This is a genomic window from Streptomyces sp. NBC_01471 (assembly GCF_041438865.1).
Taxonomy (GTDB): Bacteria; Actinomycetota; Actinomycetes; order Streptomycetales; family Streptomycetaceae; genus Streptomyces.
The window spans coordinates 3,483,345-3,506,507 of record NZ_CP109450.1 but is presented as its reverse complement, the minus strand read 5'-3'; the positions used below and the strand labels follow the sequence as shown (position 1 = coordinate 3,506,507).

The window sequence follows — 23,163 nt, the reverse complement described above, 5'->3', positions numbered from 1 at the left end:
CGAGCAACCTGGGTCCTGTCCGGTCCAGCCACGGCAGCCGCCGCCCACCGCCTCGGCGGCGCCGGCGAAACAGTCAGCCGAGCCGGATGCTCTTCGCGGACCTTCGGGCGTACCGGTCAGCTGACCTTGTTGACGGTGGTGTCGTCGGCATCGAGTCGTTGCCCGTCCGCGGAGTAGACCTCCAGTGCACGCAAAGGACGCCCCTGTCGGCGGTCAATCATCTCCGAGTGCGACTCCTCGGGGGCGAAGAGGTTCTGTTCGCCCCACTGTCGCAGCGCGACGATGACAGGGAAGAGGCCCTGGCCTTTCGGTGTCAGTACGTACTCGTGGTAAGCGCTGCCGTCCGAGGCGGGAACAGCGTCGAGGACTCCGGCGGCGACCAGGGAACGCAGGCGCGCAGCAAGGATGTTCTTCGCCACGCCGAGACTGCGTTGGAACTCCCCGAAGCGGCGGCTGCCGTCAAAGGCGTCCCGCACGATCAGCAGAGACCACCAGTCGCCAATCGTGTCGACTGAACGCGCGACGGGACAGTCGCTGTCATGGAAGCGTGTCCGCTCCACCATGTCGCCCTCCCTCACCATATTGGTTGCAAGATGCTACCAGGTAGGGCTACGTTCCATCTGGTAGCAAGATGAAACCGATGGTGAAGGGGCTTCGTGTGAGGAGAGATCGCGGGGTTATGACAGCAGGGGCCACCGGGCTGAGCGCGGGGACGTCCAGGTACAAACTGTCCGGAGGAGTCACGCTGCTCTTCGCCACAGCCTGTGGAACAGCCGTGGCCAACGTCTACTTCGCGCAGCCACTGCTGGTAACACTGGGCCGCGACTTCTCGATCGGCACAGCGACGGTGGGCGCCGTCGTGACCCTCACTCAGGTCGGTTACGGGCTGGGGCTCTTCTTTCTCGTACCACTGGGCGACCTGCTCGACCGCAGACGGCTGGTCGTGGCCCAACTCCTCCTCCTGGCCATGGCGTTGACGGCAGTCGGCACCGCAGTCAGCGCAGCCCTCCTGCTTGTGGGGCTCACGATCGTCGGGCTGCTCGCGGTGGTCACCCAGACGCTGGTGGCCTTCGCCGCATCCCTCGCCCTGCCCGAGGAGCGCGGACAAGTCGTCGGCCTGGTGACCAGCGGTGTGGTCACCGGCATCCTGCTCGCCCGCACCGTATCCGGCCTTTTGGCCGACCTCGCCGGCTGGCGCTCCGTCTACCTCTCTTCCGCGGCCCTCGCCTGCGTACTCGCTCTGGCGCTCTCCCGCCTGCTGCCGCCCCGCAGCAGTGCCAAGGCCGCGGCGACGGGGTACGGGCAACTTCTGCGCTCCACTCTCACGCTGTTCGCGCGCGAGCGCCTCCTTCGGGTGCGGGCCCTGCTCGCACTTCTGATCTTCGCCGCTTTCAGCACTCTGTGGAGCAGTGTCGCGCTGCCGCTCAGCGCACCCCCGCTCTCCTTGTCCCACACCGAAATCGGAGCGTTCGGACTGGCCGGAGCCGTAGGCGCCCTCGCCGCCACCGCGGCCGGCCGACTGAACGACCGCGGCTTCTCGCAATGGACCACTGGCGTCGGTCTGGCCCTGCTGACTGTCTCCTGGCTGCCCCTGGCCTTCACCCGGCATTCGCTCTGGGCGCTGGCCGTCGGCGTGATCGTCCTCGATCTCGCCGTGCAGGCGGTCCACGTCACCAACCAGACCCTGATCTACGCACTGCACCCGGAGGCGGGGAGCCGGCTGATCGGCGGTTACATGGTCTTCTATTCGGTCGGCAGCGCCTCCGGCGCCGTCGCCGCGACCACTCTCTACGCGGTGGCAGGCTGGACAGCCGTGTGTGCTCTGGGCGCTGGGATCAGCCTTCTCGCGCTCCTCCTGTGGGCAGTCACGCGACGCGGTGCCCCGGCCGCGTCCCTCACAGTCGCCGACTGAACAGTTCCTGTCCCGGATCTGGGGGGTATGACGTCGCGGGTCCCCTCATCACCGACCGGCTGTGACCAGGTGGCTCAAGGCGGGGAGCACGCCTCGTAGGTCGCCGCCGTCCACCGTGACGGTCGCCGCCGCCCGCGCTCCTGCCGAGGCATTGAACGCCACGCTCAGCCCGACTGAAGCGAACAGGGGCAGGTCGGAGCGGCTGTCTCCGACGGCCCCGCACGATCCGGGGGCCAACCCCAGTTCCCGGGCCTGCGCGAGGGCGAAATCTCGTTTGTCGTACTCGTCGAAATGGCAGGCGACGCGCCCCGTGAACCGGCTGTCGGTGGTCTCCAGCCGAGGTCCGCCGAACGCGTGGAAGCCGAAGCGCTCAGTCAGGTAGCTGCCGACCGGCGACCAGGCGAGAGTTGTCAGCACGGGAACCAAGCCGTTCCTCCGGCACCAGCCCACGGTCTCCGTGATGCCCGCGACCAGGGGAAGCCCATCGAGCCAGCCAGAGACTTGTTCTTCCAGCACGCCCGCCCAGCCCCTGGCATCCAGCTCGGATACTTGCCGATTGTCCAGATCGCCGGCGGCGTAGGCGTCCTCGGCCTTGGACAGCTCGTCGCGATGGCCAAGGAAGCCAGCCAGAAAGACCGACGAACTCGTGCCCGGGACGAGGGTGCCATCGACATCGAAGAACACGGCGCCCACCTGATCGGATGAGAACACCGGCCAAGGGTCTCACCGCCACGCGAGACGCCAGATCGGGGGGCGCCCCGCGTACTTCCGGCACACCCCAGCAGTCTTCGAAGCTGGTGATGTCCGTCCCGTGGGGCTGGGTTGCTGCCGTATCGCCCCTTTGCGTGACCGAGGGAACCGACGACGGGACTGTGATGCGAAGTCAGGGCCGACCACGCTGGTTGTTCTCCGTGAGGGTGGCTGACGGGCGGCTTCTGACTTCGGCAGATGGCCCCTGCCGTTGGGCCGTGCGGCTGACGTCTCCCCGCGGTCGACCACGCAGGCCCGAGCGACCGGCAGCTGGGCATGAAGATCGATGAATGATCGGGCAACTTGTGACAGAGGCGCGGGCGGATGATGGCCGTGACCGGGAGCGGTGACGGCGGGCCCGCTCGCGGTGACGGCGGGACCGACGGTGAGCGTGCCCCCCGGTCAGTTCCGCCCGCGACGGGTGCCACCCCTTGGCGGCCGGAGCCGGAGCCTGACCCTCGGCGGGCCGGCCGGCTGCTCGGCCGGGCCCGGGTCCTGGCCGGTACGGCTCCGCCCGGCCCGTTCCGTCCCGCGTTCTGGCGCAGTCCGATCCGCGGCCCGTGGCTGACGGCGGTCCTCGGCCTGGTCCTGCTGTTCGGCATCACGGTCGTGTTCGTCACCGGTCTGCTGTCGTACGCCGCCTACAACCCGGGCCTCGGCGTGCTCAACGACAAGACCCCGGGCAAGGGGCTGCTGGGCTTCTACCTGTTCACCTGGCCCACCCACCCGTACTGGCTCTACCGCCTCACCCAGGGCGTCCACGTCACCCTCGGGATCGTCCTCATCCCGGTGGTGCTCGCCAAACTGTGGTCGGTCGTCCCGAAGCTCTTCACCTGGCCGCCCGCCCTCAGCCCCGCCCACGCCCTGGAGCGCCTCTCGCTGATCCTGCTGGTCGGCGGTGTCCTGTTCGAACTCGCCACCGGCGTGCTCAACATCCAGCTCGACTACGTCTTCCCCGGCTCCTTCTACACCCTGCACTTCTACGGTGCGTGGGTGTTCATGGCCGCCTTCGCCGCCCACGCGGTGCTGCGCCTGGGCCGGATGTGGCGGGCGGTGCGCTCCCGCACCCTGCGTTCGGTCCTGGCCACCGACGCGGCGCACACCGCACCGGAGCCGCCCGACCCGTACGGGCTCGTCGCCCCCGCACCGGCCAGCCCGACCATGAGCAGGCGCGGCGCGCTCGGACTGGTCGGCGCCGGATCGCTGGCCCTGCTCGTCGTGACCGCCGGGCAGAGCATCGGCGGCTCCCTGCGCCGCACCGCCCTGCTCGCCCCGCACGACCGCGACCCCCGGCCGGGCCCGAACGGCTTCCAGATCAACAAGAGCGCGGCAGCCGTCGGCATCAGGGCCTCCGACATCGGCCCCGGCTGGCGCCTGGAGATCCACGGAGTACGGAAACTCACCTACACCCACGCCCAGTTGCTCACCATGGACCAGCACACGGCCCGGCTGCCGATCGCCTGCGTGGAGGGCTGGTCCACCGACGACCAGCACTGGTCGGGGCTGCGCCTGGCCGACCTCGCCGCACTCGCCGGGATGCCGCACGCCACCAGCGTCCTGGTCGAGTCCGTGCAACGCACAGGCGCCTTCCGCCGCGTGCTCCTGGCGGGCAACCAGATCAGCAACCCGCTCTCCCTGCTCGCCCTGCACGTCAACGGAGCACCGCTCTCCCCCGACCACGGCCACCCCGCCCGCGTCATCGTTCCCGCCAACCCCGGCGTGAACAACACCAAATGGGTCCGCCGCCTCACCTTCCGGACGTGACCATGAGCCTCTTCTCGCGCCGCTACGGCGCCCACCCCGTCCACCTGCTCGTCATGGCCTGCTGCTTCACCGTCGCCGGGTACGCCGCGGTGCAGCTCCTCACCGGCCGCACCGTTGCCGTCGCCGTCTGGTTCATCGGTGCCGCGCTGCTGCACGATCTGGTCCTGGTACCCCTCTACAGCGCCGCCGACCTCACCACCCAGGCCGCGCTCCCCCCGCACAAGGACCGCACGGACCGTGCGACCGGGCGCCGCCTGCTCAACCACCTGCGCGCCCCGGTGGCCCTGTCCCTGCTCCTGCTCCTGGTCTGGTTCCCGCTCATCCTGCGCAGATCAGCCCCGTACCACCAGGACACCGGCCTCTCGGACAGCGTTTACCTGAACCGGTGGCTACTGATCACCGCAGGTCTCTTCGCCGCCTCCGCACTCACCGCCCTGATCAACACGGCCCGCCGGCGCCACCGGACCCGCCCACCGGTCTCTCCTGCGGAGCATCCCGGACGACGGCCTTTCCAAGGGGAGTGAATGGTGCAGAGCCCCGCGTGGGGGCGCTCCCCCGGAGCCGGACTACACGGTTATGCGGAGGTTTTCAGTGTGGTGAGGGCCGCGCGTGCTGTGGGTGCGTACAGCGGGCTGAAGTGGGGGTTGATGGTCAGGGCCGCTGTCAGGTCTTCGCGAGCCGCTTTGTTGTCGCCGAGTGATTTTTCGATCATGGCCCGGTGGTAGTGGAAGAGGGCGCTGCGCATGCCGGGTGCGAGTGCCTGGTTGGCTTCGTCGAGGGCTTCCTGGTCCTGGCCGTTGACGTGGAGGGTCCAGGCGAGTGCGTCGTGCGTTTCCAGGAAGGGGCGGGTTGCGAGTCCCTTGCGGGCGATGGCCAGGGCCTGCTGGGGGTTGCCGTGGTCGGCTTCGAAGAGGGCGGCGTCGGAGTCGAGGGCGACGCCGTTGGTGGTGAAGAGCTGTTGTTCGGCGCGGAAGATCCGGTACTGCTCGTCGGCTTGCTTGGTGCGGCCCAGGGATTGGTAGAGCTCGCCGAGCTGGAGGATGTACTCGGGTTGGGGGACGCGCTGCACGGCCCGGGTGAGGTCGGCGATGGCCGCATCGGTCTTGCCGAGCGCTGTCTCGGCTCTGGCCTTCGCCTGGAACAGGGCCGTGTAGGAGGGCGCGACCCGCAGCCCCGCTTCGGCCTCTTTCAGCTCGGTGGCCGGATCCCCGTTGTTGAAGGCGAGTTCGCCGAGGTAGTAGTGGGCGAACGCCTGGTCCGCCGGGCCCGCCGAGTCGTTCAGGGCCCGCCGCATGTCGGTCCTGGCGGTCGTGATGTCGCCCCGCAGCTCCGCCACGTACGAGGCACGGGACAGCGAGGGCGCTCCGGGCTTGAGGTCGACCATCCGCTGGGTCGCGTCTGCCGCTTCCGCGTAGCGGCCGAGCTGGGTGTACGCGTCGGCGAGTGTCCCGTACAGCGGGGAGCTGTACGGGTTGACGGCGACGGCTTGCTCGGCCCAGTCCAGGGCTTGGGTGAAGCGGTGGCGGCCGGCTTCGAGTGCGGCCATCCCGCCCATGGCGGTGAAGTTGTCCTTCTTCTGGCTCGCCAGTGAGCGTGTGAGGACGCCTTCGGCCTTGGGGTAATACGTCGGGTCGGCAGTGGATTTCGCCTGCTGGACGTAGTCAAGGCCGAGAGTCGCCAGGGCCACCGCATCGCGTGGCGCCGTCCGCAGGTGCTGTTGGAGCCCGGCGATGTCCGCCGCCAACGGGTCGGCACCTGCGGTGGGGCCACTCGCCGCGCCGGCTGACCCTGCGCTCCGATCGCTCTGCGTCGCGTTCCAGGGGGCGAGCGCCAGGCCGCCGCCGAGGAAGAGGCCCACGCCGAGGACGGTGACGGTGCCGGCTGCCAGCAAGGTGCGACGCCGTGAGAGGTGTCGGGGACCAGAGGTGTTCAATTCCCGCTCCGGGTGGGGGTGGTGTGTCCTGGGGTGGTGAGGGTGGCGAAGACGACCACGTTGTCGCGGTATCCGCCGTGCTCCCGGTCGTAGGTGCCGCCACAGGTGATCAGCCGCAGGGCCGGGGCTCCGGTGGTGACGTAGACCTTGTCGTCGGGGAAGCCGTTCTTGTCGTACTGGCGCAGGGCCCGGACGGTGAAGGTGACGTGGGAGCGGTCGGCGCGGTCGATGGTTATCTCGTCGCCGGGGCGCAGGGCGGAGATGTTGTAGAACGCGGCGGGGCCGGTCATTGAGTCGACGTGGCCGACGAAGACCGCTGCTCCTGGGTCGCCGGGGCGGGGGCCGTCGCTCCACCAGCCGACCTGGCCCGGGTCGCCGGGTACGTCGAGGTGTCCGTCCTGGCCCACGTCGAGGCCGGTGAGGGAGTGGTCCAGGCTGATGCCCGGTATTCGTATGCGCTCGGGAACGGCCGCGGGCGATCCGGGTGAGGTCGGTGCGGTCTGCGGTGGCGGGAGGGCCCCGATGTCGGCCGCGGTGTGGCGGGGAGCCGGCTGTGTGCTGACGAGCGCGGAGGTGCCCGCGCCGGCCAGGCCCATGCCGGCGGCGACGGCGATGGCCGCGATCAACCGCCGGGGACGGGCCGGGTGGAAGCGGTGGATGCGCCGCGGCCGCCCGTCCTCCGCGGGGGAGGACGGGCGGCCCGGTTCGGCAGGGGTGCTCACATCCGGCTCGCACGCCGACGGCGCAGGACCAGTGCTCCGGCCAGGGCCAGCAGCGCGCCACCGGTCAGAGCCGTCACCGCTACGACGGGGAAGCCACCGGTGAGAGCGGTCCCGCCCAGCCCTGCCCCGACGCCACCGTCGGGGTGGAGGGAGTCGGCCTGGTTGACGGCGGCCGTATTGGGGAGCGCCACGTACGGGAACGATGAGGTCGGCTGACGGTAGGGGGCGTTGACGGCGTCCCCGGCGGCGAGCGCCGGCACGATCTTGCCCGACTGGGCGGCGCCCTCCAGCGCCTGGAGCTCGATGTCGACGACATCGTCGTTCAGGCGGCGGCCGTTGGGGAAGCCGGCCAGGTCCTTGGCGAGCACACCCAGCCGGTTGGGGTTGGCCGTCGTCGGGACGGCCATGTTCAGCCGCAGTTCCTCGGACGGGACGAAGCCGCTCTTCTTCACATCCGCGTTCAGCAGCTGCGAGTTGAGGTCCGCCTGGATGGGACCGCACGCCTTGCAGATCCCGGACAGGAAGATCTCGGAGAGATCCTTGCGGGGAGTCGCGGGAGCGGGGACGCCGTAGATGCTCTGGATGAGCTTGGGCACGATCGGATCGAGGACCGCGTTCACCACCGGTGTCACCGTGTGGTCCGTGTCCGGGGCGATCGAGTTGAAGGCGTCCTTGTACTTCAGCGGGACGACCACCTCATTGACCAGAGGATTTCCGAGCCGCGAGACCTGGTGCCACCCGGCCTGCCCCTGGTCGGGCGAGGGCGGACCGCCCTTGGAGTCACTGCCCACAGCCTGCGAACCCTCATTGCCCTTGCTGCTCTCCGCGCCCTTGCCGGAGGAGACGGCCGCACCCTTGCGGTCGGTGGTGGACCACACGCCGATGACGGGGTTGCGGGTGGCGTCGCCGTTGAGCGCCAGGTCCTTTTTCGGAACCTGGAGGGCGATGGTGTTGACGTTGTACCCGGCGAGCGTGTTGTGGCCGCTCTCCTTCAGGTTCCCGCCGTACAGCAGGTCGAAGACCCGCAGGTCGAGGAAGAACGGGTCCGATGCCTGTCCGGCGTAGGTCTGGCCGCCGTTCGGCAGCGACACCGTGGCCTGCTTGCGCAGGGACGCGTAGTCGGGCATCGACGCCTTGCCGACGTTCGAGGGAGCGGCGGGCGCGTCCTTGAGGAGCGTCTTGGTCTGACCGCCGGCGTCGGTCGAGGTCAGGGTGTACGTCTGGCGGAAGTTCAGAGTCTCGTCGTTGAGAGTCTTCACGACGCCCGTGTTGTACAGGAACTGATTCGCGGAGTCACGGATGTGGTCGGTGAACGCCCAGGTGTACGTGGTGTCCGGCTTGCCGTTGCCGTCGTTGTCGATCTTGATGTTGTAGCGCGCGTCATTGGCGAACGGATAGAAGTTCGGGCCGCCGTTGGGCTCCTCGAACGGGATCCAGTTGGCCACCAGCGTCACGGTGTCCGCGTTGTCGGGGCTGGTGAAGGCGTAGACGTCGGTGTTGTCGGCCTTCGGGTCGCCCGCGGTCAGCGGCGCCTCGCGGTGGCTGGAGGCGGAGCTTACGCCGGGCGCGAGTCCCGCCACGGTGCCGGCTGTGACGAGAGCGAGTATGCCGACGGACGCGAGTACGCCCTCGGCACGGCGGACCGCGGGCCGTCTGAGAGGCAGGCGGAAGGGCTGCATGATTGATCCGTTTCCGGTGGAGCCGTGCCTCCGGTGACAGGGGTCGCGGCAGCGTGCGGGAGGACGCTCGAAGCCCCACACGGACCACCTCGGGCGAGCCTGATGCTGACGTCGGGACTCAGCAAAGGTGTCTGCACTCAGCGAAGGTGTCCGCAATGCGGCTTAAGCTACGAATAAATCACCATGAACGACACCAGGCCGCCACGCTTGAGAGCCGAACGGGGCTACTCCGAAGCTCAAATGAACCCGGCCCGCCGCCGGCACCCCCGGGAGCAGTGCGGCGATACGCGTGGCGGCATTCGCCTTCCGTGCGCAGAGCCGGATCGCACTTCCTTATTGCGACCCTTGCGCAATAAGGCCGCAGGTGCACCTCTTCATCGGCTGCGAGGGCGACAAGAGGGGCCGACCGGGTGCTCCCGGTGCGCCAGGCGAGTGGAGGAACCGCTACCACCGGCGCGCGTACGGCAGAACCGGTAAGGAGTCAGGGTGTTGCTCCCGGCCGCCCGTCAGGTGTCCGGCCGTCACGAGTGACGCCTCGCGCACCCGGCTCCTTGCGGCCGTAGCGGTCTCGGACCGGCGCGGCCCACCCTCGGACGCCCCAGGAGGCAGACCATGACGCACCGCCGGCCCACCTGGCGAGTGGCGGCTGCGGTCGGCGGTGTCCTGTGGCTGCTCGGCGCATCGGCCCCCACCGCGCAGGCCCACCCCCTGGGTAACTTCTCCATCAACCACTACACCGGTTTCACCCTGCACCCGGACCACCTCGACGTCCTGGCTGTCACTGACACCGCGGAGATCCCGACCCTCCAGGCCGCACCGCGCGTCGACGCCGACGGCGACGGCACCCAGAGCCCCGCCGAACGCGCCGCCTGGGCGTCCGCCCGCTGCGCCGAGACGGCCGGAAACCTCAAAGTCACCGCCCCGCAGCGGCTGCACTGGCAGGTCGCATCGGCCACCTTCGCGTACCGGCCCGGACAGGCCCGTCTGCGGACCAGCCGGCTCGAATGCCGTTTCAAGGTGCCGCTGGACCTGACCGGCGGCCCGGTGGCTCTGCGGGTCGCGACCGGTGCGGACCGGACCAGGGTCGGCTGGAACGAGATCACCGCGAAAGGCCAGGGAGTGCAGCTCAAGCACTCCTCCGTGGCCCAGATGTCTTCCTCCGACGAACTGCGCGACTACCCCCGCGACTTGCTCCAGACACCGCGCGGAGACTTCAGCGCGCAGATCACCGCAGTCGCCGGCGACGGCCCCTCGCTCACCGCTGGGGCCGGATCCGGAGCCGGACAGGACGGTGGGCTCACCGGGCGGGTGGAGGCGCTCTCCCGGCACCTGACGTCACTCGCCGGGGCCCAGCGCCTGACCGTACCGGTCGGGCTGCTCGCGGTCCTGCTCTCCGTGGTCCTGGGCGCCGGACACGCGATGCTGCCCGGCCACGGCAAGACCGTCATGGCCGCCTATCTGGCGGGGCGGCGGGGCCGTACCCGTGACGCCATCACCGTCGGCGCCACCGTCACCATCACCCACACCGCGGGTGTCCTGGTCATCGGGTTGTGCCTGACCACGTTCTCCTCGCTCGCGGGCGACACCGTGCTGGGCTGGCTCGGCGTCGTCAGCGGTGCGCTGGTGGCTCTGGTCGGCGCGGGGCTGGTGACTGACGCCGTACGACGCCCACGGCGAACCGGCACACCGGGCCACGTGGCGGACGTCCCGTCACCAGGCGGCCCGCAGCCTGTGCTGGTCGGCGCGACCGAGCAGCCCGAGGCGGCCATCACCGCCGAGGCCCCGCACGCCCACACCCACGCTCATGGCCACACCCACCACCACGGTCTCGCACATGAGCCGGACCAGCCCCATGCGCACGAACCTCATCACGAACCGGCCCACAGCCACTCGCATCACGACACCTCGCACAGCCACACCCACGACCACAGTGACGGTCACGATCACAGTCATGCGGTGCCGCACCGCCACGGTCTGCTCGGGCGCCCCCACACCCATGCACCCATCAGCGCCGACGCTCAGCCCTTCACCCTCCGCGGACTGGTCGGCCTCGGCATCGCAGGCGGACTGGTCCCCAGCCCCTCCGCCCTGGTCGTACTCCTGGGCGCCATCGCCCTGGGCCGCACCGCTTTCGGCGCCACCCTCGTGCTGGCGTACGGGCTCGGCATGGCCGCCACCCTCACCGCGGTCGGCCTGCTGCTCGTCAAGCTCGGCAGCAGAGCCGGCAGACTCACCGACCGCCCGGTGTTCGCACTCGTCCGACGCCTGGCTCCGCACATGGCGATCCTGACCGCCTTCCTCGTCCTCATCGTCGGACTCGGCCTGATGGTCCGCAGCCTGCCGCCCGTCCTGTGACACCGGGAGCCCCCGTGAAAACCCCCCGCATCGCGTCCCTCAGCACCCTGCTCGCCATCCTGGCCCTCAGTGGTTGCTCGTCCACGCACGGCGGCTCGCTGGACGCCCAGTCCGGCACCCCGTCCCCCACCTGTCTGGTACATCAGACGAAACAACCCGCGAGCCGCTACACCGCCGGCTCCCGCTCCGATCCGCGCTCCGTCCTGGAACTGATGCACTACTACACAGCCAACGGGACCAAGACCTACTGCGACGGGAAGCCTCCCACCCGCACAGACCGACGCTGGATGGACCTCTACGGCAAGCTCGGCGGAGCACCGGGCCACCTATCCGCGAAGGATCACCGAGCGAGGTGAAGGGACGAAGCGCAGGCAGGGGAAATCTGCCGGGAGGCCCTGACCGAGGTCCGGCGCAAAGAGGTCCTGGAACTGGGAACTAGGAAATGGGAACTGGAGCGACCGCGCGCTGGGGACAAGCCGACCAAGATCTTCTCCCAGACCCCCCAACGATCTCCGGAGACGCAGGAAGGGCCTGACCCTCAGAGAGGATCAGGCCCTTGACCTGGTATTTCAGCTGTCGGGGTGGCGGGATTTGAACCCACGACCTCTTCGTCCCGAATGAGGTTCGAGCAAGATCGCTACCTGCGGGTCTTGCGAATCAGCAGGTCAGGGGATTGGTCTGAGTTGGTGCGGCGGTGTCTCGGTTGGCCTCCGAGGGAAGATCGTCTCCCAGATTTCTCCCAGGTGTGGAGGGCTGCGCACTTTTGGGTGCGTCTGGGCAACGTTTGCTGGCGCGAGTTTGCAGCTTCCGTCGGCCCGGGTGGCGATGGGGCGCCTGCCTGGCTGCGGGGTTCACGTTGGGAGATCGGGGAACACCGGATGCGGTCATGGTGGCTCGGTCACCTCCGTGGGGTCCTCCGGGAGATGGCCGTACAGGCGGTACCCCATCTCGTCAGGGTGCCGAGTGACGCGGGCCTGCCGCCAGGCTGCCTCGTACGACATACGTCCCTGGTTCTGGGTATGGAGCCGCACCGCCAGCAGGCTGGTGACCGGATCGAGAAGCCAGCGCAGGAGCATCACCTTCACTGGAACTCGCCGGCTATGGCGGTGAGGGCACGGGAGGCGTCCTCGTCACCGAACGCCTCGACGGTGCCTGCGAGTAGGACGAGTAGTTCCTTGCATCCTTCGGGGGTCAACTTGCTGACGAAATCGTGTATCACCTGAGCGACAACGACCCACCGCTGTCCGGGTTGCCACTGTCTGACTGTGCGGACCAGATCTTCGAGATCCGTACCGGCTGGCGGTCCGCCGAGGCGGGGCCAGTTCTCGGCTGAGCCTTCCAGAGCGGTGTAGAGCCGGGCGGCGGCGGGGCTGGCGAGGATGTGATCTTGGAGGAAGTCCTCGCGTGCTTTGGCCTGGCGACGGGCCAGCTCGTCCAGCTCTAGTTCGCGGCGCAGCAGCTCTTCCTGGCGACGGTGGTTCTGCTGCAGCTGTTCCGCGGCGAACGCGGCCTTCCGGGTTGATTCGTCCACCTCGATGCTCACGGTGGCACCCACGACGATTACGCCCACGCCGCCGAGGGGCAGGGCTTCGGCGAGTGCGGTGCCAATGTCCTGCTCGGCGGCGTCAGGACGGAGGACATCGCAGGCGGCGGCCGCCTCATCGATCACGGCTCTGACGAGCTGCCCGACTGCGTACGGAGACCCAGGGATGTGGGTGTCGTCCCGGCGCCGCCAGGTCGCTCGGACATGTGCGCAGAAGTGAAGCGTTGGGTCCGCGCTGCGTGGCCGGTCGGAGAAAGTGCAGACCCAGGTGGCGCCGCCCGGCTGGGAGGCGCCTTCGGGGGCGGGGCGGCGCTTCATTCGGCTTCGTGCTCCTCTGACTTGTCTGCCTCGGGGTGTTCCTGCAGCAGAAGCTTCTGGACCTTGGCCAGGTCGGCGTCGAGGAGAGAGGAGAGTTCGAGCTTCAGGCTTGCCCGGTCGGGCGAATACGGGCGGTCTTCGCTCTGGACCCACACCTGTGAGCAGGTACGCAGGGCCTCGCGCAGGGTCGGGCCTTCAGGGCCGCGGACGTCCACGGCCTGGCGAAGGGTGTCGAGGACGATCGGTCGTAGAGGGGGTCGCTCAAGGGCCGCATCGAGCCACAGGAAGATGGCCCGGTCGAGTTCGCGATCCCCCGCCGCGCCAGTCGCCTGACGCAGGAGAGTGCGCCACCCGGTGACAAGGCCGGCGACTGGAGGGCGGAAGTCTTCCTCTTCGTCGGCGTCCGGGCTGGTGTCGCTGTGGAGCACCAGCGGCACTCGGTCGGCTTCTGGTGCAGACGACGCGGCGAGAGCCGTGAACGTTCGGTGGCCGACGGTGTCCCGGATCTTCTCGTCACCGCACCAATCGACGACGTACCCGAAGAGCGTCTTCCGGACGGAGGTGTCCGCCCACAGCACCCGGATCGCTTCGCGCAGGCTGTCCACGACCTCCGTCAGCCCGATGTTGGCCACGTTCTTCAGACGGCGTAACGCCTTCCCGGTGTGACGCCGCCCGAACTGTCCGGTGCAGACCTCGACGACTGCCTGTTGGAGTGAGGGCTCTTTGCGCTTGGCCCATGACAGCAACAGGGAGTGCACGTACGGAGCGCTGGCTGCGTGGATCGCTGCGTTGTCGAGCAACTTCACAGCCAAGGGCCACAGCTCCTTGTCTGTGCCGTGGGCGTACCAAGCCGTGACAATCTCCTCTAATGGGTCTTGTCTGCGATGGCGTACGGCCCAGCGCAGCGCGAACTCACTGATGCGGCCTGCCAAGGCACGGCGGGCGTCCTTGGTGATGGTCTCCAGGGCTTCCTTGTTTGTTCCTGTGTCGTCGATGGGGACCTGGGCGAGCCACTTCAAGAAGGAGGTGCGGGCCAGCGGGCGATCGTTCCAGAAGTACTCGATCGCGGCGTCGTCCCAGTGCGCGCGGTTGAAATGGAGGGTCCCGTCTTCCTTGCGCCGCGCATCGATGGCCTTGGTCATGGCGATCACGCCCGGAGCCTGTTGCCCGTGGACGGGGACAGGGGTGTCGCGTTTGTCGAGGGTGTCGGTCAATTCGGCAGCTTTGGCGTACACATGGCCCACCGGGTCGCCGCGCAGGACCGCTGCGGTCAGGAGGAAGTTCCGTTCGAAGCTGGTCCGGACGCGGTTTTCTGGTTCGTGCCACTCGTAGAGCGCGTCCTCCCAGTTGCTGAGGACGGCCTCTACATTGGCGATCTGTTCGTCTAGGGAGCGGCGCCGCTCGGCAGAAGCCTGCTGCGCCGAATCGCGGGCTACGTCAGAGACGTCATCGGCCGCGAGTCGCTCGGCCTTCCGGTGCTCATCGAGCATGAGGGGAGTGACGTTCAAGATGTCCGTGGGTGTCATGCCGCCGATGAGGCGGCGTATGCCGGTGCTGCCGAGCCAGGTACTGACCGGGAACGCTGGCTCCTGTGCCAGCAGCCAGCGTGTGGCGATGTCGTGGGGGTGGATCTCGCCCAGATCCGGCGCGGCACTCGGCGGTGCACCGTGGCTGATTCGTCGCCACTGTTCCGGACGGGTCAGGACGATGAGTCGGTTGTCCCGTCGGGCCAGCTGCTCACCGAGCTTTCCCAGGCCGGAACCGAATGTGCCGGCTACCTGGAAGCCGTCTTCGTCTGGCGGGAGTTCGAGCAGGAAGCCGCACCGGTGGTCATGAGGCAGGCGTCGCGCGGGGAAGTGCTGGGAGCCGCCGAAGGAGAGTGGGCGTGCCTCTGTGATCAAGCCTTCTTCCACGAGCTGGTCGAGAAGGGCGTATGCAGTCGTGGTTCTGCTGCTGCTCGGCGGGCGGTTGATAACCAGTACGGAACCCGAAGGCCGCAGGATCTCAAGGGCCTGGGTGAAGGGGCTACTGGTCCGGTCTGTGTCCTCGGAGCGGGGCTTGGCATAAACCCTCCGGATCACTGCCAAGTATTCAGCGTCGATGGGCGCGTCTGCGTCCAGGGTCTGCTCGAACACGTATTTCGTGCCGATCATCTCGCCCAGGTTGATTAACGCGCGCTGGAGCGTGGCCGCCTGCCCGACGGCCTCGATCGCCTCGGGGGACGGTGGTGCCGTCCTGCCCTGCTCAGTTTCTCGCTGTGCTGCTGGTTCAGGGCTGTTCGGTGGGATGGCAGGGGGATACGACGGGAGCGCGGGTCCTGACTCTGAGCTCGCCAGCGCGGTCACCTCGGGGCGAGCGCGTGCTGCAGACTCGGCATTGGTCTCTGAGACTGCCGCGGGTGCGTCGGCGGAGGCGGCGGGGCCCTCCGTACGGTTGGTCTGGCCTTCGTCGCTGTACCGGTCGATTGGCGGTGGAAGCACGCGCGAATCTTCGGCAGCGCTGTACGGGTTTCCGGTAGCCGGAACGGACTGCTGCCGGGTGAAGTCGTGCTCATTGTCTAGAGCCATCGGTTGCGCCGCCTCTCAGCCGATGGTTCCGTCGATTTCGACGCCGACCTGTTCCGCCGCCGCCGCAATGACCTTCGCGGACTGGTCCACGCGCACGCGGCCCGTCCTGGAAATGTCCTGTGCGCGTACACCGACCTGGTTGCCGGTGAGTTGTTCCGCGCGCTGCGTGACGGAGACGCCGGGGCGCGAGGGCCGCTCCTCCTCGTCGCCGAAGGGCAGTTGTCGCCCGTAGATCTCCTCCAAGTCCAGGCGGAGTGCACCCAGCAGATCCCTGAGCCCCGGATCGTCTGCCTGCAGCAGCGCCGGACGTGTCAGATACACCTGGAGTGCACCGCGGGCCTCGGTGATGCGCTCGATCCGTACAGAGGAAAGTTCAGCCGGTCGGACGGCCAACGGACCTACCTGGCCTTCGACGTGCTCCGGTTCCTCCACGGGAACCCGACCCGCACGCCGATCGAGGACCGCTCCGGCTCGGTCGAACAGGAACTTGACCGCCTCAGTGAGTGCGGTGCCGGCAAGCATGGGAAACGTCAGTGGATCCACGGATGTGCCCTCCCCGTTGATTGCGCGTCCCGCTGTGTACGCGGGCGCAAAACCTGACTGACGGTACGGTTGGTGTCACTCAGAGAGAAGAGTTGTTCCGGTCGCCCACGGTGATGTCCCGAATGCGCCTGGCGTTCATGTGTGCGATGCCCTTGACGTGGGCGTGGTTCGATAGCGCCCGGCCGATATGCATATGGCAGACGCACTTCCGGCCGGAATCATGCGGAATGGCCCGCACGCGAGCTTCTTGGCGTGGCCGAAACGCGGAAAAGGAGCGTCCTTCACCTACACCGGCAGCAGCAGCGCAGAGGTCAGCGAAGAGCTGTGCAGCGATAGTGCCGCAAAGCTGTCCAAGGGCATCGGGAAGGTCTTCGACGCGATGCTCTCCTGCCCCTCCTAGCAGGTGACATTGGGCAGCACTGTCATCGACATGGGCACTCAGAAGTCGGCCGCGCCGAACTCGGCGACGGACAGTGGAGCCAACTGCTCGCCTTCTCCGCAGGCGGGTAGCGCAGCGTCGTCAAGCAGACGGCGATCCGCGCTAGCAACATCCTGGTGGTCGTCTATGGTGCTCCTGGCCTGGTCCCATCTGGCGACGGCTGTCGACAGGCTCACCCCGCAAGGGGCGCATGCCCGCCATGCCGCCTTCGCGTCAGTCGAAGGCCAGTCCGCGGAAGGTATTGCGGATGTCCGTCAGAGGCTGGCGGTCGCGGGTGTAGTAGAGCTTGTTGGTCAGGAGCAACGCCCATCGCCGTTGACGGGGCGAGATCCACATGCCGGTGCCGGTGAAGCCGTAGTGGACCCAGACGTCGTCGGAGGCGACGGTGCCGGGCGCGGGGTGCCAGAACAGTCCGCGTACGGGTTCCAGGGCTCCGGTCTGGACGGTCAGTGATTCTGCGGTCCAGGCCGGGCCGAACCCGGCGCGTGCAGGGGCGGTCGCGGGTTCGATCATGTAGTGCAGGAATGCGGCGAGGTCGTCGAGGACCGTGAAGACGCCCGCGATTCCGCATGCTCCGCCCAGCAGGCGGGCGGAGAAGTCGTGGGCGACGCCCTTGAGGTGTGTATCGATGTCTTGGTCGAGTTCGGTCGGCGCGCAGCGGGCGGCGACCTCGACTGGCAGCGGCCCGAAGCGGGTGGAGTGCATCCCGAGTGGCTGCCAAGTCCGTTCCGCGGAAATGCGGCTGAGGCTCTCGCCGGAGAGATGTTCGGCGAGGTAGCCGAGGACGAGGGCGGCTCGGTCGGTGTACTCGACGGCCTCGCCGGGCTGGCGGTGCGAGGCTTCATGCAGGACGCCGTCGCGGATGTCCTGGGTATCGGTGCCGTAGAGGTTCTTCAGCTGGGCCCGCAGTGGGAGGCCGGCGGTGTGGGTCAGTAGCTGTCGGGCGGTGGCCGCTCCGAGCGGGTATCCAATGACTTCGGGCCAGAAGGTGTCGAGCGAGATGTCGAGGTCGAGCTTGCCGTCCTCCCAGAGAGCACCGATCGAGGACCAGACGGCGAGGATCTTGGTGAGGCTAGCGGCATCGAAGACGGTGTCCAGGCGCATCGGAGCATCCGGCTCGTCGGGGTCAAGGACGCCTGTCGTGCCCGACGCACTGATGCCGACGGCATCGCCAATGGCCCACACAGCGCCTGGGTAGACCTTGTCTCGGACGCCTTGCCCCAGCAGCTGCTCGATGCGATCGGTGCGGTACGTCATGGTCTCCCTGTTCGCAGTCGGCATCCAGTCGTCAGCGTAGTGACGCGGGTGAAAGGTTCGGGGATGCTTCCGCCTTGGTGTCGGGTGACAACCAGGGACAGCGTGAGGCTGCGACCAAGCATCGGCTCTGCCGCAGCCTCGATCTGCCGGCCCCGCATTAGGTGAGCTGCTGACCAAGTGTGGTCAGGTCCTGAGCGGTCGCCGAGAGTGGATAGCGGGCGGCGTTCGCGTAGCCCGCCTGCCGAAGTGCGGGCAGTAGGCCCGGCGCGGTGCGCAGCCGACCCAGGTCGCGGGCGAGCGCGGCGGAGTGGGTGAAGTCGGTGGCCACTCCGGACGTGGCAAGGACCTCGTTGAGGCCGGGCACGGGCTGGTAGAGGACGGGCAGACCGCACGCTTGGGCCTCCAGCGCGACCAGCCCCATGGCCTCCAGGGTGGTGGACGGTATGGCCAGTACGTCGTGCTCGGTGAAGGTCCTCCACAGCTGTGGACGGCGGAGCCAGCCGAGATACCGGGCCCGTACTCCGGCCCGTTGAAGCAGCGGAGCCACGGCGTGGAACTGAGGTTGGGGGGCGGCGATGCTCAGCTCGATACCTGGTATCGGCGCCAGACTCCTGATCAGGTGCTCGACACCCTTCTCGACCGTCAGCCGCCCCGCGTACAGAACCCGCAGGTGACTGGCCGAGATTCGGGCGGGCCGGGTCGGCGGATCGGTGAGCAGATGGTCGGGAATGCCCCAGGGGATGTGGACGATCTTGCGGCGGTCGGCTTGCGGGGCGAGTTTGAGCAGGCGGTCGGCCATGGCATTGGTGGGGACCGCGATGGCGTCGGCCGCCCTTGTTGTCTCCTGCAGGACTTGGAGTTGGCCCCGGTGAGCTTCGGCGAAGATCAGGTCGGTGCCATGGACCAATGCGATCCTGGGGTGCGATGGCAGAGCCCGGGCTAACGCGGGGGTGGCGCCGAACGTGAGGTGCTGCAGATGCAGTACGCCGACCTGCGCTGGGTTGATCGCGGCAAGCAGGGCCTGGCGCAGGGCTGCGACGTAGCGGTTGAAGCCGGCGCCTTCCAGACACTTCCCCGAGACTGCCAGCAGGTCGAGCCCGGCCGGGAGACGGGGCCTGTGGCCGACAGGCGCCAGCATGAAGGCCCGTGCGGGGATGAGGGGATTGTCTCCCGTGTAGAGGTTTAGGAAGAGTTCGACGCTGCCGCCAGGACTTCCGGCCGGGAGGTCCAGGAAGGTGGCGGCCAGCGGACCTGTGGCCGGGCGTACGGCGGAACTCACAGCGCTCCTTGGGGGATCTCTTCGTACAGGCGGGAGATGTCGATGCCGTTCGTGGCCGCGTACTTGGCGCGTTGTTGCTGGTAGCTGGCCGGGGCGCCGAGGGCGGTGAGGAAGACGAGCTTGCCGAAGGTCATTCCCGGATAGATCCGGGCGGGCTTGGCTGCTCGGATCTCCAGGGTCCAGCGGATCGCGTGGCCCTGGTGGCCGAGCGGTGCGGAGACGTGGACCCAGATACCGAGGGCGCCGATGGTGCGGTCGCCGTTGAGTAGCTGTGCATACGTGTCTGAGCCGGTCTTCTCCAGAGTGACGCCGAGGTAGAGCGCTCCGGGATTCAGGACCAAGCCGGTGACGGGGATGGATTGTTCCGTGTACGCGGTGGGAGCGGCGGCATCCAAGTCGCCGTTACAGGTGCGGAGCGTATCGCCCAGCCGCCAGTCGTAGGCGTTGGGGGAGAGACGCGTGGGGTCGTAAGGGGAGATGGTGATCTCTCCCGCGGTGATGGCGGCGGCGATGGCGGGGCCCGTGAGAATCATGAGGCGACTGCCTGGATGCGTGCCGCGTCCCGCCAGTACCGAGAGGACTGCGGGCCGGAGGCACCCTGGTACTTGCCGCGGTAGAGGTCGACGTCACCAGTGGAGACGAAGAACATGATCTGCCCGATCTTCATGCCCGCGTAGACCCGCAGCGGGCGGATGGGCGAGAGCATCAAGGTCCACTGGCCGTGGAAGCCGATGTCTCCGATCGGCGCGGTGATTTCGACGAACAGGCCGAGGCGCCCGACCGAGGAGCGGCCGAAGAGCAGGGGGACGAAGACGTCGGAGCCGACCTCCTCGACGGTGTGGCCGAGGTACAGCTCGCCGGGCTGGAGGACGTACCCGTCCTCGCCGATCAGGACCGAGCGCGTGAGATTGACTTGGTGGGCGTCGATCACCTTGGCGGTGTACGTCAGCAGAGTCGGAGCGAGGCGGACGTTGTAGCTGTTGGGGTTCGTCTGGTCCGGAGTGAAGGGGGTGATCCGTAAGCGTCCGTCGGTCACGGCAGCGTTGATCTCAGGCCCGGTGAGGATCATTGCTCGCCTCTTTCTTGGGACTCGGTGGGGTTGGGGATTGGGGCAGTCAGGACGTGGCGTACGGCCTGACCGAGCCGGATACCTGCTGGGTGGGTTCGCCCGCCGAGGCAGGTGTCGGCGAGGTAGTCGGTGGTCAGTACGGTGCGGATCGCCGAGGGCAGGGGAGCAGGGGCGACGATCAGGGGACCGACCCGTTCGGTGAGGCGGTCGAGCAACTTGTCGTGGTCCTGGGCGTGTTGCTCGGGGAGGAAGGCGTGCACGAGCTGGTTACCGAAGGGCTCGATGGCCAGCAGATTCCCGACGGTGAGAGTGGTGCCGAGCTCCACGGAGCGCAGGGCGGTCTCGTTGAGCACGACCGCGTCAGCGCCGAGACCGCAGTGCAGTCGGCTGGCGATCTCTTCAAGGAGCCAGCGGCGGTCCAGGGGCGCGTTTCGGAAGGGCTCGTCCAGCGTGCCGAGGGGGCTCCGGAGCTGCTGTCCGACGGTCGCGATCTCGTCCAGCAGTGCGGTGAGGTGGCGGGGAGTGGCAGAGGCGTCAGGGAAAGCGCAGGTGCGGGCGGCCCAGCCGCTTCCAACGGGCTCGGCAGCGGCGTACCCGACTCCGAGTTCGCGTCCCTTGACCACGAGCGTGTCGCCGACGTGCACGGGGCCGAGGGTGTCGCTGTGGCAGTGCCCGGCGAAGACGACGTCGGCAAACGGGCAGGCGGCGGCCAGTTTCAGATCCTCCTTGAAGCCGGAGTGGGACAGCACTATCCAGGCGTCGGCGCGGTGGTGGTGCTCCAGCATCACCTCGCGCAGGGCCTGGGCTGGATTGCTGACGCGGTGGTCGGCGCGTTGGCCGACGGGGATGGTGTGGAACGCCTGCGGGCCCATGACGGCGGTGATTGCGACTCGGCGTCCGCCGATGTCCTGGATGCGTACGCGGTCGAAGAGCGGATTGCCGCTGTCGTCGCTCGTGTTCGCGCACACCGTCATCTGCTGGAGCTGCGGCTCGAAGTAGTGCGGCCAGCCGTGGTTTCCGGGCGCGATGAGGTCGTACAGGGTGGTGAGGGCTTCGCGTTCGATGCGTCCCTTGCCGAGGTGGTAGTAGCCGCTCCCCTCGAAGAAGTCGCCGCAGTCCACGATCAGGCTGTCGGGCCTGGCAGCGTGGAGGTAGGTGAGCATCGGGGTGGCCGAGTCGAACGCGGAGTGGACGTCGGTCGTGGCGATGATCTGCCGGAGTTGCCGGTTCACGGGAGTACCTCGCAGATGTCCGCTCCGAGGGTATGCAGCTTGACGGGCAGGTCGGCGTGGCCGCGGTGGAGCTGTTCGAGGCCGCCGAGCGTGGTGACGCCGTGAGCGGTGAGGCCGGCGATGAGGAGGGCGGAGCCTGTGCGGATGTCGGTGGCCTCCACTCCGGCACCGGTCAGCTGCTGTGGACCGGTGAAGCGGCACTGGGTGGGCGACAGCTCGTCGATCGTGGCGCCCAGGCGGGTGAGCTGGGGCAGCAGGTTGCCGTGGCGGCCGGGGTTGATGTCGTCGGCGAACAGGTGGTTGCCGGGGAGAGTGAGGGCCAGGGCAATCAGCGGTGGTTCGAAGTCTGCGTCCAGACCGCCGGGAGACAGGGATGCAATGGCTCGCAGCGGGCGGCCGGTGGGCTGGGCGCCCTCGGCCTGGACGGCGAGGGTGCCGTTCTGGGCCTCCGCGGGTATGCCGAGCCAGCGCAGTGCGTTGACCAGGGGCGCGATGTCGTCACTGTGTACGCCGAGGATCTGTGCGTTGCCGCCGGTCACCGCGACGGCGCAGGCCAGGGTGCCGGCCTCGATTTTGTCCCCGGGTACCTTCCACACGAGGGTGTCGCCGGAAGCGGAACGAGGCGGCTGAAGCGCAATGATGGTCTCGCTGATCCGGCACTCCCATCCGGATGTCTTCAACGCCTCCACGACGCTCAGTACTTCGGGCGACAAATTCGGTTGCCCCAGGCGCAGCGGCCGATCGGCGACGACCGCGCGGAGGAGGGCAGCGATGGTCGCGCCGCGAGACCGGAAGGGCAACATGATCGACACCGTGCCGTGTCCACCCACGGCCGCCTCTACGAGGTAGCCATGGTCATCGACAGTCGAGCGGTCGCCGAAGCGCTCATACACCTTGAAGTGCTGCTCCATCCCGCGTTCTCCGATGGCGCAGCCGCCCGGCCACGGCAGACGGGCTCGTCCGTATGCGCCGAGCAAGGCCGGAACCAGGTAGTACGAGGCCCGGATGCGGGCAGCGACCTGGGGATCCGGATCCGGCTGCAGTTTGTCGCTCGGCAGGATCACCGCGGTGTGGGGGTCGCTGACCGGGCGGGCCGCATGCCAGCCGGACTGCTGAAGAAGGGTGAGCATCGTCTCGACATCTGTGTTCGCCGGGACATTGCTCAGGTGCACAGGGCGGTGCATGGCCGCCGCGGCGGCCAGCAAGGGCAGGGCCGCGTTCTTCGATCCGTCAACGGTCACCGCGCCGGCAAGCGGAATGCTCGGTCGCACGGCGACCACTTCGGCGGCGACTGGGGGAATGCGTACGGCTGGCAACAGTCAACTCCTCTGTTGGGGTGTATGTGTTGCGACGGCAAGGAGCGGTGCACTGAACGCGAATTCGGCCCAGCAGCGCTTGCCTGAAGGCAGCGGGTCGAATCCGTGGCGGTCCGCGAGTGCGGTGACGAGGAACAGGCCGCGTCCGCCTTCGTCGTCCGTATCCGGCAGGCTGACTTCGGGGATGTCGGAGCTGGTGTCGATCACCGCGATCCGCAGTGCCTTGTTGTTGAGGGCGGCACTGGCCGCGATCGGGCCTCCGGGCGCGTGTCGAACCGCGTTCGTGATCAGCTCCGAGGCCACCAGCTCTGCCGCGTCCAGGACTTCAGACCCCAGGAGGGTGCCCCAAGCTCGTATCTCCTCCGCGATCCGTCGACGCGCGGACGCGGCACCGGCAGATGTGCCGGAGACGGAAATCCGGATGTGGTGCGCTTCCATGAGCGGCCTCCTGGATGGGTTCGGCCGCTCCACGTAACCGCTCCACC

The 23,163-nt window shown here is 68.3% G+C and carries 22 protein-coding genes; 6 read left to right on the top strand and 16 right to left on the bottom strand.

All coding sequences use genetic code 11. The features are described from left to right. Positions 1-116: 116 nt before the first annotated feature. On the bottom strand, positions 117-563 hold the full coding sequence (locus tag OG285_RS15350) for a winged helix-turn-helix transcriptional regulator (protein ID WP_371791259.1): 447 nt from the start codon (positions 561-563) through the stop codon (positions 117-119). Between the two features lie 116 nt (positions 564-679). Between OG285_RS15350 and OG285_RS15345 the strand changes: the two genes are divergently transcribed. Continuing rightward, complete coding sequence (locus OG285_RS15345) at positions 680-1,912, top strand: MFS transporter (protein ID WP_371791258.1); 1,233 nt, start codon at positions 680-682, stop codon at positions 1,910-1,912. A 48-nt stretch (positions 1,913-1,960) separates the two neighbouring features. Here the strand turns inward: OG285_RS15345 and OG285_RS15340 are convergent, their stop codons facing one another. Then, complete coding sequence (locus OG285_RS15340) at positions 1,961-2,623, bottom strand: HAD family hydrolase (RefSeq protein WP_371791257.1); 663 nt, start codon at positions 2,621-2,623, stop codon at positions 1,961-1,963. Between the two features lie 366 nt (positions 2,624-2,989). Between OG285_RS15340 and OG285_RS15335 the strand changes: the two genes are divergently transcribed. Together OG285_RS15335 and OG285_RS15330 are read left to right on the top strand one after the other, a co-directional pair. Continuing rightward, a complete protein-coding gene (locus tag OG285_RS15335; RefSeq protein WP_371793543.1) occupies positions 2,990-4,426 on the top strand; it encodes a molybdopterin-dependent oxidoreductase in 1,437 nt (478 codons plus the stop codon). 2 nt (positions 4,427-4,428) lie between these two features. Then, complete coding sequence (locus OG285_RS15330) at positions 4,429-4,950, top strand: hypothetical protein (RefSeq protein ID WP_356826892.1); 522 nt, start codon at positions 4,429-4,431, stop codon at positions 4,948-4,950. 50 nt (positions 4,951-5,000) lie between these two features. Here the strand turns inward: OG285_RS15330 and OG285_RS15325 are convergent, their stop codons facing one another. From OG285_RS15325 to OG285_RS15315, 3 genes are read right to left on the bottom strand one after another with little or no spacing between them, the layout of a single operon-like run. After that, entirely contained in the window at positions 5,001-6,317 is a 1,317-nt protein-coding gene (locus tag OG285_RS15325) for a tetratricopeptide repeat protein (RefSeq protein WP_371791256.1), read from the bottom strand. 38 nt (positions 6,318-6,355) lie between these two features. Continuing rightward, positions 6,356-7,081 (bottom strand): class F sortase, encoded by a 726-nt coding sequence (locus tag OG285_RS15320; RefSeq protein WP_371791255.1) that lies wholly within the window; start codon positions 7,079-7,081, stop codon positions 6,356-6,358. Further along, positions 7,078-8,760 carry a DUF4331 domain-containing protein gene (locus OG285_RS15315; protein ID WP_371791254.1) on the bottom strand — a complete coding sequence of 561 codons (1,683 nt, stop codon included), beginning with the start codon at positions 8,758-8,760 and terminating at the stop codon, positions 7,078-7,080. Before OG285_RS15315 ends, OG285_RS15320 begins: the two co-directional genes overlap by 4 nt. Positions 8,761-9,372: 612 nt before the next feature. Here OG285_RS15315 and OG285_RS15310 point away from each other — a divergent pair. Continuing rightward, entirely contained in the window at positions 9,373-11,115 is a 1,743-nt protein-coding gene (locus OG285_RS15310; protein ID WP_371791253.1) for a nickel/cobalt transporter, read from the top strand. A 14-nt stretch (positions 11,116-11,129) separates the two neighbouring features. Further along, positions 11,130-11,471: a hypothetical protein gene (locus tag OG285_RS15305; RefSeq protein WP_356826234.1), complete on the top strand. Its 342-nt coding sequence runs from the start codon at positions 11,130-11,132 to the stop codon at positions 11,469-11,471. A 528-nt stretch (positions 11,472-11,999) separates the two neighbouring features. On the opposite strand, the gene OG285_RS15300 is transcribed toward OG285_RS15305, so the two are convergent. The 4 genes from OG285_RS15300 to OG285_RS15285 form a co-directional block, all read right to left on the bottom strand. After that, a complete protein-coding gene (locus tag OG285_RS15300) occupies positions 12,000-12,200 on the bottom strand; it encodes a hypothetical protein (protein WP_371791252.1) in 201 nt (66 codons plus the stop codon). Further along, positions 12,197-12,784, bottom strand: coding sequence for a hypothetical protein (locus tag OG285_RS15295; protein WP_371791251.1), 588 nt, complete (start codon positions 12,782-12,784; stop codon positions 12,197-12,199). Before OG285_RS15295 ends, OG285_RS15300 begins: the two co-directional genes overlap by 4 nt. A gap of 188 nt (positions 12,785-12,972) precedes the next feature. Further along, positions 12,973-15,129, bottom strand: a complete 2,157-nt coding sequence (locus OG285_RS15290; RefSeq protein WP_371791250.1) for a hypothetical protein — start codon at positions 15,127-15,129, stop codon at positions 12,973-12,975. A 429-nt stretch (positions 15,130-15,558) separates the two neighbouring features. Further along, positions 15,559-16,086: a hypothetical protein gene (locus OG285_RS15285; protein WP_371791249.1), complete on the bottom strand. Its 528-nt coding sequence runs from the start codon at positions 16,084-16,086 to the stop codon at positions 15,559-15,561. A 193-nt stretch (positions 16,087-16,279) separates the two neighbouring features. Here OG285_RS15285 and OG285_RS15280 point away from each other — a divergent pair, with 193 nt between their 5' ends. After that, positions 16,280-16,486 carry a hypothetical protein gene (locus tag OG285_RS15280; RefSeq protein WP_371791248.1) on the top strand — a complete coding sequence of 69 codons (207 nt, stop codon included), beginning with the start codon at positions 16,280-16,282 and terminating at the stop codon, positions 16,484-16,486. 252 nt (positions 16,487-16,738) lie between these two features. Here OG285_RS15280 and OG285_RS15275 read toward each other — a convergent pair whose 3' ends face one another. The 7 genes from OG285_RS15275 to OG285_RS15245 all read right to left on the bottom strand — a co-directional run bounded on the left by OG285_RS15275 (position 16,739) and on the right by OG285_RS15245 (position 23,116). After that, positions 16,739-17,782, bottom strand: coding sequence for a serine hydrolase domain-containing protein (locus OG285_RS15275; RefSeq protein ID WP_371793542.1), 1,044 nt, complete (start codon positions 17,780-17,782; stop codon positions 16,739-16,741). Between the two features lie 157 nt (positions 17,783-17,939). Then, positions 17,940-19,061: a glycosyltransferase family 4 protein gene (locus tag OG285_RS15270; protein ID WP_371791247.1), complete on the bottom strand. Its 1,122-nt coding sequence runs from the start codon at positions 19,059-19,061 to the stop codon at positions 17,940-17,942. Further along, a complete protein-coding gene (locus OG285_RS15265; protein ID WP_371791246.1) occupies positions 19,058-19,594 on the bottom strand; it encodes a deoxycytidine triphosphate deaminase in 537 nt (178 codons plus the stop codon). Before OG285_RS15265 ends, OG285_RS15270 begins: the two co-directional genes overlap by 4 nt. After that, positions 19,591-20,130, bottom strand: a complete 540-nt coding sequence (gene dcd, locus OG285_RS15260) for a dCTP deaminase (protein WP_371791245.1) — start codon at positions 20,128-20,130, stop codon at positions 19,591-19,593. The genes OG285_RS15265 and dcd overlap by 4 nt, the downstream gene beginning before the upstream one ends. Further along, positions 20,127-21,362, bottom strand: a complete 1,236-nt coding sequence (locus tag OG285_RS15255) for a metallophosphoesterase (protein ID WP_371791244.1) — start codon at positions 21,360-21,362, stop codon at positions 20,127-20,129. The genes dcd and OG285_RS15255 overlap by 4 nt, the downstream gene beginning before the upstream one ends. Next, complete coding sequence (locus OG285_RS15250; protein ID WP_371793541.1) at positions 21,359-22,642, bottom strand: UDP-N-acetylglucosamine 1-carboxyvinyltransferase; 1,284 nt, start codon at positions 22,640-22,642, stop codon at positions 21,359-21,361. The genes OG285_RS15255 and OG285_RS15250 overlap by 4 nt, the downstream gene beginning before the upstream one ends. 39 nt (positions 22,643-22,681) lie before the next feature. After that, a complete protein-coding gene (locus OG285_RS15245; RefSeq protein ID WP_371791243.1) occupies positions 22,682-23,116 on the bottom strand; it encodes an ATP-binding protein in 435 nt (144 codons plus the stop codon). Between the last annotated feature and the right edge of the window lie 47 nt (positions 23,117-23,163).

Bases quoted from the DNA above. Each gene is read 5' to 3' on its own strand.
- OG285_RS15335 (WP_371793543.1), top strand. From the start codon at position 2,990: ATGGCCGTGACCGGGAGCGGTGACGGCGGGCCCGCTCGCGGTGACGGC.
- OG285_RS15265 (WP_371791246.1), bottom strand. From the start codon at position 19,594: ATGATTCTCACGGGCCCCGCCATCGCCGCCGCCATCACCGCGGGAGAG.
- OG285_RS15290 (WP_371791250.1), bottom strand. From the start codon at position 15,129: ATGATCGGCACGAAATACGTGTTCGAGCAGACCCTGGACGCAGACGCG.
- OG285_RS15280 (WP_371791248.1), top strand. From the start codon at position 16,280: ATGGCAGACGCACTTCCGGCCGGAATCATGCGGAATGGCCCGCACGCG.
- OG285_RS15350 (WP_371791259.1), bottom strand. From the start codon at position 563: ATGGTGGAGCGGACACGCTTCCATGACAGCGACTGTCCCGTCGCGCGT.
- OG285_RS15330 (WP_356826892.1), top strand. From the start codon at position 4,429: ATGAGCCTCTTCTCGCGCCGCTACGGCGCCCACCCCGTCCACCTGCTC.
- OG285_RS15275 (WP_371793542.1), bottom strand. From the start codon at position 17,782: ATGACGTACCGCACCGATCGCATCGAGCAGCTGCTGGGGCAAGGCGTC.
- OG285_RS15315 (WP_371791254.1), bottom strand. From the start codon at position 8,760: ATGCAGCCCTTCCGCCTGCCTCTCAGACGGCCCGCGGTCCGCCGTGCC.
- OG285_RS15310 (WP_371791253.1), top strand. From the start codon at position 9,373: ATGACGCACCGCCGGCCCACCTGGCGAGTGGCGGCTGCGGTCGGCGGT.
- OG285_RS15245 (WP_371791243.1), bottom strand. From the start codon at position 23,116: ATGGAAGCGCACCACATCCGGATTTCCGTCTCCGGCACATCTGCCGGT.
- dcd (WP_371791245.1), bottom strand. From the start codon at position 20,130: ATGATCCTCACCGGGCCTGAGATCAACGCTGCCGTGACCGACGGACGC.
- OG285_RS15345 (WP_371791258.1), top strand. From the start codon at position 680: ATGACAGCAGGGGCCACCGGGCTGAGCGCGGGGACGTCCAGGTACAAA.